The organism is Microbacterium sp. M3 (genome assembly GCF_033548675.1).
In the GTDB taxonomy this organism is placed as follows: domain Bacteria; phylum Actinomycetota; class Actinomycetes; order Actinomycetales; family Microbacteriaceae; genus Microbacterium; species Microbacterium arthrosphaerae.
Genome location: NZ_JAWTZT010000003.1, coordinates 342,001 through 355,597, shown reverse-complemented (window position 1 = coordinate 355,597; position 13,597 = coordinate 342,001). Strand labels below are relative to the sequence as shown.

Annotated in this window: 11 protein-coding genes and 1 pseudogene; 9 read left to right on the top strand and 3 right to left on the bottom strand. The window is 64.7% G+C overall.

Translation table 11 applies throughout. The features are described 5' to 3' along the window. Nucleotides 1-37: 37 nt before the first annotated feature. Together R8Z57_RS11395 and rfbB are read right to left on the bottom strand one after the other, a co-directional pair. Nucleotides 38-613 (bottom strand): annotated as a pseudogene (locus R8Z57_RS11395) (dTDP-4-dehydrorhamnose 3,5-epimerase family protein); the annotation flags it as partial. Beyond that, nucleotides 594-1,592 carry a dTDP-glucose 4,6-dehydratase gene (rfbB, locus tag R8Z57_RS11390; RefSeq protein WP_318353882.1) on the bottom strand — a complete coding sequence of 333 codons (999 nt, stop codon included), beginning with the start codon at nucleotides 1,590-1,592 and terminating at the stop codon, nucleotides 594-596. The gene rfbB and the pseudogene R8Z57_RS11395, both read right to left, overlap by 20 nt. Nucleotides 1,593-1,710: 118 nt before the next feature. Here rfbB and rfbA point away from each other — a divergent pair, with 118 nt between their 5' ends. From rfbA to R8Z57_RS11370, 4 genes are all read left to right on the top strand, one after another. Further along, nucleotides 1,711-2,586 carry a glucose-1-phosphate thymidylyltransferase RfbA gene (gene rfbA / locus R8Z57_RS11385; protein WP_318353881.1) on the top strand — a complete coding sequence of 292 codons (876 nt, stop codon included), beginning with the start codon at nucleotides 1,711-1,713 and terminating at the stop codon, nucleotides 2,584-2,586. 86 nt (nucleotides 2,587-2,672) lie between these two features. Beyond that, nucleotides 2,673-4,661 (top strand): rhamnan synthesis F family protein, encoded by a 1,989-nt coding sequence (locus R8Z57_RS11380; RefSeq protein WP_318353880.1) that lies wholly within the window; start codon nucleotides 2,673-2,675, stop codon nucleotides 4,659-4,661. Further along, nucleotides 4,624-5,934, top strand: coding sequence for an acyltransferase (locus R8Z57_RS11375; RefSeq protein WP_318353879.1), 1,311 nt, complete (start codon nucleotides 4,624-4,626; stop codon nucleotides 5,932-5,934). The genes R8Z57_RS11380 and R8Z57_RS11375 overlap by 38 nt, the downstream gene beginning before the upstream one ends. Further along, nucleotides 5,931-7,139 carry an alginate O-acetyltransferase AlgX-related protein gene (locus tag R8Z57_RS11370; protein WP_318353878.1) on the top strand — a complete coding sequence of 403 codons (1,209 nt, stop codon included), beginning with the start codon at nucleotides 5,931-5,933 and terminating at the stop codon, nucleotides 7,137-7,139. The genes R8Z57_RS11375 and R8Z57_RS11370 overlap by 4 nt, the downstream gene beginning before the upstream one ends. A 15-nt stretch (nucleotides 7,140-7,154) precedes the next feature. On the opposite strand, the gene R8Z57_RS11365 is transcribed toward R8Z57_RS11370, so the two are convergent. Continuing rightward, the gene (locus R8Z57_RS11365; protein WP_318353877.1) at nucleotides 7,155-8,021 is read right to left on the bottom strand and encodes an NAD(P)-dependent oxidoreductase; all 867 of its coding nucleotides are present in this window, start codon (nucleotides 8,019-8,021) and stop codon (nucleotides 7,155-7,157) included. 131 nt (nucleotides 8,022-8,152) lie between these two features. Between R8Z57_RS11365 and R8Z57_RS11360 the strand changes: the two genes are divergently transcribed. The 5 genes from R8Z57_RS11360 (at nucleotide 8,153) to R8Z57_RS11340 (ending at nucleotide 13,589) form a co-directional block, all read left to right on the top strand. Continuing rightward, entirely contained in the window at nucleotides 8,153-9,064 is a 912-nt protein-coding gene (locus tag R8Z57_RS11360; protein ID WP_318353876.1) for an ABC transporter permease, read from the top strand. Then, a complete protein-coding gene (locus R8Z57_RS11355) occupies nucleotides 9,064-10,257 on the top strand; it encodes an ABC transporter ATP-binding protein (protein ID WP_318353875.1) in 1,194 nt (397 codons plus the stop codon). Before R8Z57_RS11360 ends, R8Z57_RS11355 begins: the two co-directional genes overlap by 1 nt. 39 nt (nucleotides 10,258-10,296) lie before the next feature. Next, the gene (locus R8Z57_RS11350; protein WP_318353874.1) at nucleotides 10,297-11,277 is read left to right on the top strand and encodes a glycosyltransferase family 2 protein; all 981 of its coding nucleotides are present in this window, start codon (nucleotides 10,297-10,299) and stop codon (nucleotides 11,275-11,277) included. Nucleotides 11,278-11,345: 68 nt separating this feature from the next. Beyond that, nucleotides 11,346-12,482 (top strand): UDP-galactopyranose mutase, encoded by a 1,137-nt coding sequence (glf, locus tag R8Z57_RS11345; RefSeq protein ID WP_318353873.1) that lies wholly within the window; start codon nucleotides 11,346-11,348, stop codon nucleotides 12,480-12,482. A gap of 81 nt (nucleotides 12,483-12,563) precedes the next feature. Further along, the gene (locus R8Z57_RS11340; protein WP_318353872.1) at nucleotides 12,564-13,589 is read left to right on the top strand and encodes a glycosyltransferase family 2 protein; all 1,026 of its coding nucleotides are present in this window, start codon (nucleotides 12,564-12,566) and stop codon (nucleotides 13,587-13,589) included. Nucleotides 13,590-13,597 lie beyond the last annotated feature (8 nt).

Genomic DNA, 13,597 nt, shown 5'->3' with positions numbered 1-13,597 from the left:
CTTCTTCCCCAGTCTTACGAGGTGCAGGTCAGGACGTGATCGGGGTGACGTCGCTCAGGCGGGGGTGCTGACGGTCCTTGTCGGAGACCTCTGCCGTTGCGATGGGGATCGGCCAGGGGACGGCGGTCGCCTCGTCTTCCAGGTTGAGGAACGTGTACTGCGCCTCGGGTGTCCAGTGAGCATTGACGAGATAGGTGTACGCGGTGTCGGCTTCGAGCGTCTGGAACGCGTTACCCACCCCGCTCGGAACGAAGATCGCCTTTGACGGGTCGATCTCGGCGATGAACAGCCGACCGAAGCCGTCGCCCTCCCGCAGATCGACCCAGGCGCCGAACACACGTCCTGTGGCGACCGAGATGAACTTGTCCCACGGTTCGGCATGGATGCCGCGGGTCGTGCCTACGTTGCGATTGAACGAAATGTTGTTCTGGACCGGCCCCAGGTCCGGCAGGCCGAGCGCCATCATCTTCTCGCGCTGCCAGTTCTCTTTGAACCAGCCGCGGTTGTCGCCGTGGACCGGCAGATCAAAGAGGATCAGCCCGGGAATCGTCGTCTCGCGCGCGGCGAGCGCTTTGCCGTACTCCATCGATCGCCTACTGTCCCGCGATCGCATACTTGGCCTCGGCCTCGGCCTTCTGCGGCCGCCACCATGACTCGTTTTCGCGGTACCACGCGACCGTGTCGGCGATGCCAGCGCGGAAGTCGCGGTATTGGGGCTCCCAGCCGAGCTCCTCCCGCAGCTTCGACCAGTCGATTGCGTAGCGGCGGTCGTGGCCCGGACGGTCGACGACGAGGTCGTAGGCGTCTGTGGGCTGCCCCATCGTCTCGAGGATGATCTCGACCACGTCGCGGTTGGACTTCTCGCCGTCCGCCCCGATGAGATACGTCTCGCCGATCTGGCCGCGCTCGAGAATACGCAGCACCGCGGACGAATGGTCGTCGGCGTGAATCCAGTCGCGTACGTTGCGGCCGTCGCCGTAGAGGCGCGGGCGCACGCCGTCCAGGACATTGGTGATCTGCCGGGGGATGAACTTCTCGACGTGCTGACGCGGACCGTAGTTGTTCGAGCAGTTGCTGATCGTTGCGGCGACGCCGAAAGAGCGGACCCAGGCGCGAACCAGGAGATCGGACCCCGCCTTCGTCGACGAGTATGGGCTGGAGGGGTTGTATGGCGTTTGCTCGGTGAACCGTTCGGGGTCGTCGAGTTCGAGGTCGCCGTACACCTCGTCCGTCGAGATGTGGTGGTATCGCACGTTCGTGGCCCGCGCCGCTTCGAGGAGGGTGTACGTTCCGACCAGGTTCGTCTGGACGAACGGACCGGGGCCGCTCAGCGAATTGTCGTTGTGCGATTCGGCTGCGTAGTGGACGACGGCGTCATGCTCGCCGAAGAGCTGGGTGACGAGTGCGGCGTCGCAGATGTCGCCCTGGACGAAGCGGAAGCGGTCGCTCGGCAGTCCGTCCAGCGAGGCGAGGCTACCCGCGTACGTGAGCTTGTCGAGGACCGTCACGGTCTTGTCGGTGTTCGCCAGCACGTAGTGCACGAAGTCCGAGCCGATGAATCCCGCTCCGCCGGTCACAAGGAGTCTGTCCATTCGAGCGAGTTTACCGGGTGCCGGCGGGCTTGCCAGACGGCTGCCCCAGCTGCCGTCGGCGCCGGTCTGACGTCCCGCGCGGTTTGTCTGAAGCCCGTCGATGAAAGACAATGTGACGATGCGCGGCATTGTTCTCGCCGGGGGCACCGGCTCCCGGTTGCACCCGATCACCCTCGGCATTTCCAAGCAGCTCGTACCCGTGTACGACAAGCCGATGATCTACTACCCACTGTCGACGCTCATGCTCGCCGGCATCCGCGACATCCTGGTGATCACCACGCCTCACGACGCCGAGCAGTTCGAGCGGCTGCTCGGCGACGGCTCGCGCTTCGGTGTCTCGCTCTCCTACGCCCAGCAGCCCTCGCCAGACGGACTCGCCCAGGCGTTCATCATCGGCGAGGAGCACATCGGCTCCGAGCCGGCCGCGCTCGTACTCGGCGACAACATCTTCTACGGACCGGGGATGGGAACCCGGCTGCGTCGCTACGAGTCGCTGACAGGGGCCGCTGTGTTCGGCTATTGGGTGAGCGATCCCTCGGCGTACGGCGTCGTCGAATTCGACGAGACTGGCCGCGCGCTCTCGCTGGAGGAGAAGCCGGCGCAGCCGCGCAGTCACTACGCCATCCCGGGGCTCTACTTCTATGACAATGACGTCGTCGAGCTTGCAAAGCAGCTGCGCCCTTCTCCGCGCGGAGAGCTCGAGATCACCGATCTCAATCGCGTCTACCTCGAGCGGGGCGATCTGCAGGTCGAGGTGCTCCCGCGCGGAACGGCATGGCTCGACACGGGAACCTTCGACTCGCTCAGCGAGGCCACCGAGTTCATCCGCACCGTTCAGAAGCGTCAGGGCCTGTCGATCGGGAGCCCCGAAGAAGTCGGATGGCGCCTCGGATTCCTCACGGACGACGAGCTGCGCGAACGCGCCGAGCCTCTCGTCAAGAGCGGCTACGGTGCGTACCTGCTCGACATCCTCGCGCAGGGACGCGCGAACTAGCCGGGTAGAATCTCTGGGTCGGCGGACACGTGCCGCTGCGCCCCGGCTTGTGCGTCAGGCGCGAGTGCAGTACCGAGGAGTGAGTTTTGCAGATCGAGCATCGCGCGGCTGTCGTTGAGCCTGGCCCGTTCCCGGCCGATGGACGCCGGGTCGTCTTCTACCTGCTGCACGACAACCGTGGCGACGTCGACGACTACATCGTGTACAAGCTCCGCGAGCTTCGTCCGTTCGCGGAGCACATCTTCGTCGTCGTCAACGGCGAACTCACCGCCGAGGGCCGTGCGCGGCTGGATGCCGTCGCCGACACCGTCTGGACGCGCGCGAACGTCGGCTTCGATGTCTGGGGCTACAAGACCGCAATGGAGCGGTTCGGCATCGATCGGCTCGCGGAATACGACGAGCTGATCCTGATGAACTACACCTGGTTCGGGCCGGTGCGGTCGTTCGCTCCGCTGTTCGAGCGAATGGATCAGGTGCCTGCACACTTCTGGGGTCTCACGGACTACGGCGAGGAGATCCCGAACCCGTACACCCGCACCGGCATCCTCCATCGTCACATCCAGTCGCACTGGATCGCCGTGCGTCGCACGATGTTCACGAGCGCGCAGTGGCTCGAGTACTGGGCACAGATGCCCATGATCACGACCTATACCGATTCGATCCTCCAGCACGAGTCGAAGTTCACCCACCACTTCGAGGAGCTCGGGTTCGCGTCCAGCGTCGCCTTTCCCGTCGATGACTATCCGTCCAAGCATCCTGCGCTCTTCAACGCGGACTTGCTCATGGACGACGGTTGCCCGGCACTCAAGCGGCGGGCGTTCTTCCACTATCCGCCGTACCTCGATCAGCATGCCGTCATCGGTCGATGGACGATCGAGAAAGCCGCCGGCTACGGCTACCCGGTCGCCATGATGTACCAGAACCTGGTGAAGAACTCGCCGCCGAAGGCCCTCTACACCGACGCGTCGATGATGGAGATCCTGCCCGACGTCGACGTGTCGTACGACCCCAGCGCACCGTTGCGCCTCGCTGCGGTCGTCCACATCTTCTATGAAGAGATGACGGACGAGCTCCTCGACCGCCTCGTCATGCTGCCGGAGCAGTTCGACCTGTTCATCACCACGACCGACGCCGAGAAGTCGGCCGCGATCCAGGAGGTCGTCGACCGGCGCGCGGATGAGAAGGTCGCCCGCTACGAGATCCGCATCCTCCCGTCCAATCGCGGCCGCGATCTCAGCGCCTTCTTCATCGCATGCCGTGACGTGCTCGAGGTGGGCCGTTACGATCTCGTGGTCAAGATCCATTCGAAGAAGACCGTGCAGGACTCCTACAACGCCGGCCGCTACTTCAAATTCCAGCAGCTCGACAACGTGCTCAACTCACCCGGCTACGCGGCCAACGCCGTCGCGCTGTTCCAGAAGGAGAGCGGGCTCGGACTTGCATTCCCCCCGATGATCCATATCGGCTACCCGACGATGGGTCGCGGGTGGTACGCGAACAAGGAGCCCGCCGCCGAACTCTGCACGGAGCTCGGCATCCGCGTACCGTTCGACGACATCTCCCCGCTTGCGCCCTACGGCTGCATGTGGTTCGCCCGGCCGGAGGCGCTGAAGATCCTCACCGACCGGGAATGGAGGTACGACGAGTACGCGGCGCCCAACCGGCACACCGACGGCAGCCTCGCCCACGTACAGGAGCGTTTGATCGCGTACGCGGCCGCCGAGCTCGGCTACCACTCGCGCACCATCGCGACGCTGGAGCACACGTCTGTCAGCCACACGGCGCTGGACTTCAAGCTTGACCAGATGGGCGCGACGATGCCCGGTTACCCGATCGATCAGATTCAGTTCCTGCATCGAGCGGGCTGGCTCGGCCACGGCGGGATCGTCGCACTCACCCGGGTGTACCTGAAGCTCAATCACCCGCGGATCGCCTCCTTCCTCAGCCCGCTTGAGAAGCCCGCGCGCGCGGCTCATGCGTGGCTGTGGCGGCTGAGGCACCGGTCCGAGATCGCGAAGCATCGCGAGGAGGTGGAAGGTGACCTCACTGAAGGAGAGCTTCGACCCGCGGAATAACAGCATCGGGTTCCTGCGGTGGCTGATGGCCTTCATGGTCATCTTCTCGCACGCAGGGCCGCTCGGTGGCTTCTACGGCGGACACGATCTCGGCACGCAGTGGAGCGACGAGCAGTCGTTGGGCGGCGTCGCCGTCGCCGGATTCTTCTTTCTCTCGGGCTTCCTGATCACCAAGAGCAAGATGGGTCGGGCATCCACGCCCCGCTATTTCTGGCGGCGCATCATGCGCATCTTCCCGGGCTGGTTCTTGATCCTGATCGTGACCGCCTACATCTTCGCGCCGATCGCGTGGCTGCAGGAGAACGGGTCGATGGACGGGTTTTGGGACGCCACCGTCGAATCGCCTTTCACCTACTTCTCGAACAACATGTGGCTGCCGTTGATGCAGCACAACATTGCCGAGATGGGCACGAGCATCCCGTTCTACACGATCCATGGCGGGTTCGAGTGGAACGGCTCCGCCTGGACGCTGGCGTTCGAGTTCGGCTGCTACATCCTCGTCGCCATCCTCGGCATCATGGGCGCCCTCGCCAACCGTGCCGTCGGCGCGATCATCTCCGGCGGCATCATCCTTCTTGCGATGATGCAGTGGTTCGGCGTGGGCAACCTCTCGGCGCTCACGCCGGCATTCGGCGACTACCGCGTGCTCCTGCTCTACGCCCCGTTCGCGTTCGGCATCCTGTTCGCTACCTACGGCGACAAGATACCGATCGACAATCGGCTCGCGATCGCCTGCATGCTGATCGCCGGGTTCACGTACGTGAAGGGCGGCTGGCTCATCGTCGGGCAGTACGCGTTCTGCTACGTGCTCCTGTGGTTCGCCATCAAGGCGACGGTGCTGAAGAACTGGGACAAGCACGGCGACTTCTCGTACGGGATCTACATCGTTGCCTGGCCGCTCATGCAGTTCGGCGCCTACTTCGGTCTCGAGAAGGCGGGGTGGCTGGTCTATCACCTCGTGATCGTCGCGGGCTGCCATGCGTACGCGTACCTCAGCTGGCACCTCATCGAGCGCCCCGCGCTGCAGCTAAAGGACTGGACGCCGAAGTGGCTGTCGGGGATATTGGTGCGCACCGCGCGTCCCCGCGCGGTTGCGATGGACTGGCTGGATCCACATCGGGCGGTGACGAAGCCGCCATTGCCGAAGGGCATGTCAGCGACCACCGCAGTGACCGCTTCGGCTGCAGCCGAAGCGCCGGCGAAGTCGGCTGAGCTGTCCGAGCCTGCGGCGGACACCGGCGTGCTCGTGTCCCCGCGGGAGGGTGGAGCATGAGCGCGAGCGGCGGCGGCGACATCGTCCACGGCGCTGGTCTGCCGTCGCCACGATGGTGGCGGCGATATCGCGACATCCCACTCATCATCCTCGCCGTCCTGTCGCTCATTGCAGCTCTCGTGGGTTGGGTGACGCAGTACCGGCTCGACGAGGCCGCGGCGCAGCCGGCAGCATTCGCACCTGCTCCGGGCGCCGACGACGGGACGTTCGCCGCCTGCGGGCCCGAGGCGGCCGTGCCGGATGAACAGCCCTGGATCGACGATGCCGCGGCGTCTGAGCAGGTCTGGGCGGCGAACGCAGATTCCCTGGACGAGCCTGTCGTGCTCGGACAGGATGGCTGGGCCTTCTACAACGACCAGGTCGAGGAGAGCTTCTCCCAGGCGGTCGGGCGGCGCTACCTCACTGTCGGAGAGGTCGGGGCATGGCACGACTACTTCTCGACGCTCGCGGAAGCGCTCGACGCCCAGGGAATAGAGTTCTCGATCCAGATCATCCCGTCGGCGTCCACCATCTACCCTGAGCAGCTGCCCGAATGGACCGCCGGCATCGTCGGATCGACTCCGCTGGACCAGTTCCTGGCCGCGTCGTCGGACCTGCCCGTCGTCGACTTCCGTCACGACCTTCGCGCGGCGGCCGCATCGGATGCCGTGTTCACACCCGTGAACAGCCATTGGACCGACTGGGGCGGCTACGTCGCGTGGGAGACCTACGCCGCGTGTCGCGACGCCACGAATGCCGCCGACACTCCCTTCTGGGTTCCCGCGATCGATGCAGTCGAGAGCACGCGCGTCTACAACGAGTACGCCGCCTACGGGGTGCCTGACGCGGAGCCTGCGTGGACGGTGCCCGACTTCGCTGAGGATTTCGCGGATGTCGAGGTCGTGGCCGCGGACGGCAGCAAGGTGACGATCGATGGATCGAAGCCGATGGACTACGCCCTTCTCCCGGCCTCGACCACCACGGAAGCGGCGAAGACATCCGCGGAAGCGCTCATCCTGCGTGACTCCATGGGTAACGCGCTCACCCCGTACTGGGGCCAGGAATTCGCCAAGACGCGCCAGGAGCTGCACCGCTACGACGACTGGTCGACCCCGCCGAATTATCGTGCTCTGGTCGATCAGTATCAACCTGACATCGTCATCGTTCAGCTCGCCGAACGTCACCTCGTCAACGCGCCGCCCGCGGGCGTCGGCACGGGATACTGAGACCGGTTGCGGCTGTCAGCGGTCGCGTTCCATCACCTCACGGATGATCGTGGCATCGCCCCAGACGCCCGGGGAGTCATACGGACGATCCGGGAAGGCGCCGTACTGCAGCGTGAGTCCGAGGTGGTTGTCGGCGATGTACTGCTCTACCTGCTGCGCGAGCGAGACCGGGTTTCCCGAGCAGCAGCTCAACGTGCCCTTCACATCCTCGGCGTCCGTGAGCGCCGCCAGCTGTCGGCCAAGCTCTTCGACCCGGATGAAGTCGTAGAGGTTCTTTCCGGACGTGAACGGGAACTCGGTCCGGCCGGCGTCGGCGGCATCGAGCAGCTTTCGGAAGATCGACTCGCTGCGCCGGTCATCGCCGTAGATGTAGTACGCGCGGGCCCAGGCCAGCGAAGTGGACTCCGGCACCGCGAGGGCCAGTGAGCGGCGGAGTGCTTCTTTGGCGATCCCGTACTGCGAGAGAGGGGCGGTGGGCGTGGACGCCTCGATGGCACCCTCCCAGTAACCCACTTCGTGCATCGTGCCGAGCGCCACGATTCGCGCCACACCGCGCTCAGCGAGCCGCATGAGAAGGTCGTAGTGCGCCGACAGCTGCGACATGTGGGCGGGCGAGTTGTGACGGAACCCGTCCTTCCAGGCGAGGTGTACCACCGCGTGCGGCGTCGCACCCCAGACTTCCGGCTCGAAATCTGGTGCGAGGATGTCGGCCTCGACGACGGTGGCACGGGGATCGAGCTCCACACCGCGGCCCGAGCGCACGGCCGCCACCACATCGTGTCCACGCTCTAAGAGCGCGGTGACGACGTGCGGGCCGAGGTAGCCGGCTGCGCCGGTGACGACGACTCTAGACATTCCGATCATCCTTTCGGGCAGCGCCACGCGACGACGAGATCGATGCGGCAACACACTGCGCGGGTGGTTCGCATCCGAGGATACCGGCGTGCGCGCGCGCCGAACTGCCAGACAGAGGCCGGGTATAGTTGTCCAGTTGATTGACGTAGGTGGAGTACTTGGACACGACTGACCGGTTCGCTCGTATCGCCGGGACCCCATTCACGATCTCGGACGCACGCGGCCTCAAGTTCCCCGGACGAGGCGGCAAGGTCCGGGAGATCGTCACGCGCCGCGACCTGCTGGGACTCCTCATCCGGCGCGATCTGCAGGCCAGATACCGCGACAGCGTCCTCGGCTTCCTCTGGACCCTGATCCGCCCGATTGTCCAGTTCCTGATGTACTACCTCGTTCTGGGCCAGTTCCTGAGAGCGGCTGAGGGCATCGACCAATTCGCGATCTTCCTGTTCGCCGGTCTGACCATCTACGGCTTCTTCGCGGAGATGGTCCAGGGCTCGACCATGTCGATCCTCGGCAATGCGGGACTGGTCAAGAAGATCTATCTCCCTCGTGAGATCTTCCCCCTCTCGAGCGTCGGCGCCTCGGGCTTCATGTTCTTCGTCCAGACGCTGGTCCTCTTGGCCGGCGCCATAATCTTCCAGGCGTTGCCGACGCCACCCGAGATGCTGTGGATCGTGCCGTCGGTGCTCCTGATCCTCGTGTACGGGCTCGCCCTCGGCATCCTGCTGTCGGCCCTCAACGTGTATCTCCGTGACGTCCAGTACGTCACGGACGTCTTCATGATGCTCGCGATGTGGGGCTCGCCCATCGTGTACTCCTGGACGATGGTCGTCGACACGTTCGACTCACTGGGCCTTCCGCCATGGGCGATCGAGGTCTACACAGACAATCCCATCACGCTCGCCGTCCTCGGTTTCCGCAAGGCCTTCTGGGGTGCCGGCACGGATGCCGACTATCCCGACAACCTCTTGCTGAGGATCGTGGTCGCTGGAGTGATCGGCCTGGTCCTCCTGGTCATCTCGCATCGCGTCTTCACGCGCTTGCAGGGCAACTTCGCGCAGGAGATGTGATGGCCGTCCCGCACAATCCTGGTCCCGTCGTCGTGCGCGTCGACGACGTCACGAAGCGATTCACCGTGCGCAAGGACAACACCCTCAAGGAGCGCATCGTCCACGCCGGACGTCGAGGACGAGCGCACAAGCAGGACTACACTGCGGTCGATGCTGTGACCATCGACATCGAGGCGGGCACCACCGTCGGCCTGCTCGGACCGAACGGGTCGGGCAAGAGCACGCTCCTCAAGCTGATCGGCGGCATCGTGTCGCCGACGAGCGGACGCGTGGAGACCAGGGGGCGAATGGCGGCGCTGCTCGAACTCGGCGCGGGTTTCCACCCGGACCTGAGCGGCCGCGAGAACGTCTACCTCAACGCATCGATCATGGGCATGACCCGTGCCGAGACCGACGCGCAATTCGACGACATCCTCGAGTTCAGCGGCATCGGCGACTTCATCGACACCCAGGTGAAGTTCTACTCCTCCGGGATGTTCGTTCGACTCGCGTTCGCTGTGGCAGTCCACACCGATCCCGACGTCCTGCTCGTGGATGAGGTGCTCGCGGTGGGAGATGAGGCGTTCCAGCGCAAGTGCATGGAGCGGATCGCGAGATTCCGCAGCGAGGGCCGCACGATCGTGCTGGTGTCGCACTCGGCTGCCCAGGTGCAGGAGCTGTGCGATCGCGGGGTCGTCCTCCAGGACGGTCGGGTGGTCTTCGACGGTGAGGTGAACGACGCCGTATCGGCGCTGCGCGACGTGCTCGAAGGACGCCGCGTCGGTGAGGCGCGACCCATCGAGACGACGAAGCCCATCGAGATCACTCGTATCGAACTGCTCGACGCCGACGGCGTCGGGCGCGGAGAGTTCCATGTGGGCTCCCCGATCCGCATCCGCATGCACGTGCGCGCTAAGAATCCGGTACCACACTGGTCCATCGGCTTCAGCGTCGACACCCCGACCGGCCAGATGGTGCTGGCCTCGAACACCGAACGGCTCGAAGTCGAACTCCCGGCGATTCCCGCCGGCGATTCCAGCATGGAGTTCACGATCGCCAGCGCCAACTTCGGCGCTGGCCAGTACTTCGTCAACGCCAACGTGTGGCCGAACATCCCCGACGATACGCATGTGCTGTGGCAGGGTGCTCGGTTCACGATCGTCGCCGACGAGGGCAGCATCGGCACGGTCGCGGCCTCGATCACGGCAGCCTGAGCGGCGCCGACCATGAACGATCGGTCGTCAATGCCCACGGTGTCGATCATCGTGCCGGTGTACAACGCCGAGCCATACCTGTCCGCGTGCATCTCGTCGATCCTGGAGCAGGACTACCGCCATCTCGAGATCGTCCTGGTCGACGATGGATCCACCGACGGCTCGGGGAGGATCTGCGACGAGTTCCGCGAAGCCGACGACCGCGTGGTCGTCATCCATCGTGAAAACGGCGGCATCGCCGCCGCCCAGAACAGCGGTCTGGATGCCGCCACCGGCGAGCTCGTCACGTTCTGCGACAACGACGACCTGATGAGCGCGCGGATGATCGGCCGTCTGGTTGAGATCCTCCTCGCCTCGGACGCCGACATGAGTTGCTGTCGCTGGTTCAATGTGGGCGCGAGCAGCGCGTCCGAGCTCCGCGACAGCATGGCCGGCGAGCCGCCCGGGCGCTTCATCGTTTTCGACGACCCGGCCAAGCACTACCAAGGCGTCTTCAGCGTGCTCCTGCGGAGGCTCACACGGAGCGACCTCTACTACTTCAGCGAGGCGAACTGGGGCAAGCTGTACCGGCGATCGCTCTTCGACGGGATCCGCTTCCCGGCGCGCCGCTACGCGCAGGACGTCGCAGTCGCGATGGACCTCTACCAGCGGATGGGGCGCGTCGCGTCGTGCGAGGATCGGCTGTACTACTGGCTGCAGCGACCGGACAGCGTGTCCCATAATCTCAGGACCACGGACTACTACCACGACATTGTCCAGGCTCATGGCCGGTGCTTCGAGCTCGCCCTCGCTGACGGAATTCTCCCCGCGCGTGCATACTTCGGACTGCACGCGATCGAGCGTGAGCGTCGCAGCGTCGTGACCCCTGCCGACCAGGCGACCTACGAGGACGACCGACGCTACGTCGCGGCGCTGCGCTCCCGACTCACGCTCTGGCAGCGGGTCCGCTGCACGGCGCTGCACTGGGTGCGCGCCCTCGAAGTCAAGGTTTACGATCGCACCATCCACCGGCGCCGCTGAGGCGGCGCATTCGACGGTGCATCGCTCACCGCTTAGGGTTGTGACGTGTCGAATCCTGGTGTGCGCTGATGGATCTGCTCGTCGTCGGCTCCGGCCTGTTCGGATTGACCATCGCGGAACGCGCCGCGGCATCCGGTCGCAAGGTGACGATCATCGATCGCCGGGATCACATCGGCGGCAACGCATTCAGCGAAGACGACCCCGATACCGGGATCGAGGTGCATCGCTACGGAGCGCACCTCTTCCACACCTCCAATCCGTCGGTGTGGGAGTACGTCAACCGCTTCACCTCGTTCACGAACTACACGCACCGGGTTTACACGACCCATCGCGGGGTCGTCTATCCTCTGCCGATCAACCTGGGCACGATCAATCAGTTCTTCCGCGCGGCCCTCTCGCCTGACGAGGCACGCGCGCTGGTGCGTGAGCAGGCAGGGGAGTTCGACCCGTCGGGCGCAGCCAACCTCGAGGAGAAAGCGATCGCCTTGATCGGGCGGCCGCTGTACGAGGCGTTCATCAGGGACTACACCGCCAAGCAGTGGCAGACGGATCCTCGCGACCTTCCCGCGGAGATCATCAGCCGGCTGCCGGTGCGCTACAACTACGACAACCGCTACTTCAACGACCGGTGGGAGGGTCTGCCGGTCGACGGGTACACGGCTTGGCTCACCAGGATGGCGGATCACCCGAACATTGACGTGTCGCTCGGCACCGACTTCTTCGACGAGGCCCAGCCCTTCAACAAGGCGGCGACGGTGGGTCAGGTGCCGATCGTCTACACCGGCGCGGTCGACCGCTACTTCGACTACTCCGCCGGAGAACTCTCGTGGCGTACGTTGGACTTCGAGCGCGCGGTCGTTCCGGTCTCGGACTTCCAGGGGACGTCGGTGATGAACTACGCGGATCGTGACGTGCCCTTCACCCGCATCCACGAGTTCCGTCACTTCCATCCGGAGCGGGCCGACCGGTACCCGTCCGACAGGACGGTCATCGTTCGCGAATACTCTCGCTTCGCGTCGCGAGCGGACGAGCCGTACTACCCGGTGAACACGCCAGCCGACCGCGCGGGTCTGCTGGCCTATCGCGAACTCGCCAAGGGGGAGGCCGACGTCTATTTCGGCGGGCGTTTGGGGACCTACCAATACCTCGACATGCACATGGCGATCGGCGCCGCCCTCTCCATGTGGAGCAACCGCCTGGCCTAAGCCCGTCACGGTTCGGGCGCTGGGGAGGGTTGGGGTAAACTTGCCGGGCGCTAGACCCCGCAGGCACGATCGAGGAGCACCTTGTCAAGACGGACGATCAGTGTCGTCATTCCGAGCTTCAACGAAGAGCGCAGCGTGCAGGAGATGTTCGATCGACTCACCGCGGTGTTTCGGAACGACCTCCCCAACTACGACTACGAGATCATCTTCGTCGATGATTTCTCGACCGATGGCACACGAGGAGAGATCCGCCGCCTCGCGAAGCAGGACCCGCGGGTCAAGGCCGTCTTCAACGCACGTAACTTCGGATTCCACCGGAACGTCTTCTCCGCCCTGACCTACGGCAGCGGCGATGCCACATTCATGCTCTTCGGCGACCTTCAGGATCCGCCAGAGAACCTTCCGGCGTTTGTCCGGGCCTGGGAGTCGGGCAAGCAGGTGGTGATCGGGCAGCGACGCAGCAGCGATGAGGGCTTCATCATGACCGGGCTGCGGCACTTCTACTACGCGGTCATCCGGTGGTTCTCCGACACGACCCAGATCCCGCGTTTCACCGGCTACGGGCTGTACGATCGCGACTTCGTGCGAGTGCTGGAGGAGATCGACGACATCCAGCCGTTCTTCAAGGCTGTCGTCGCCGAGTACGGCCTGAACGTCGAGATCATCCAGTATGACCAGGCGAAGAGCGCCCGCGGCAAGTCCAACTTCAACTTCCTGCGCAATTACGACTTCGCGATGCAGGGCATCACGTCGTCGACGAAGCTGCTGATGCGACTTGCCACGTTCATCGCGGCGATCGTGGGTCTGATCTGTCTCGGGGTCGCGATCTTCGTACTCATCAACAAGCTCGTGAACTGGGAGACCTACCCGGTCGGCGAGGCTTCCACCACGGTCGGTATCTTCTTCCTCGGTGCCACGCAGCTGTTCTTCATCGGCGTGCTCGGGGAGTACATCCTGAGCATCAACGGCCGGGTCACGAGCAAACCGCGCGTCGTCGTCGGAGAACGTGTGAACTTCGCAGGGTCGCTCCCGTCGCATGTGTCGACCGAGACGCATGATGTCATCTCCGATGCCTCGAGAGACGAGCCCTCCGAGACGCGTTCATGACGGTATCA

Excerpts from the sequence above, each read along its gene's own strand:
- rfbB (WP_318353882.1), bottom strand. The coding sequence starts at position 1,592 with ATGGACAGACTCCTTGTGACCGGCGGAGCGGGATTCATCGGCTCGGAC.
- glf (WP_318353873.1), top strand. The coding sequence starts at position 11,346 with ATGGATCTGCTCGTCGTCGGCTCCGGCCTGTTCGGATTGACCATCGCG.
- R8Z57_RS11370 (WP_318353878.1), top strand. The coding sequence starts at position 5,931 with ATGAGCGCGAGCGGCGGCGGCGACATCGTCCACGGCGCTGGTCTGCCG.
- R8Z57_RS11355 (WP_318353875.1), top strand. The coding sequence starts at position 9,064 with ATGGCCGTCCCGCACAATCCTGGTCCCGTCGTCGTGCGCGTCGACGAC.
- rfbA (WP_318353881.1), top strand. The coding sequence starts at position 1,711 with ATGCGCGGCATTGTTCTCGCCGGGGGCACCGGCTCCCGGTTGCACCCG.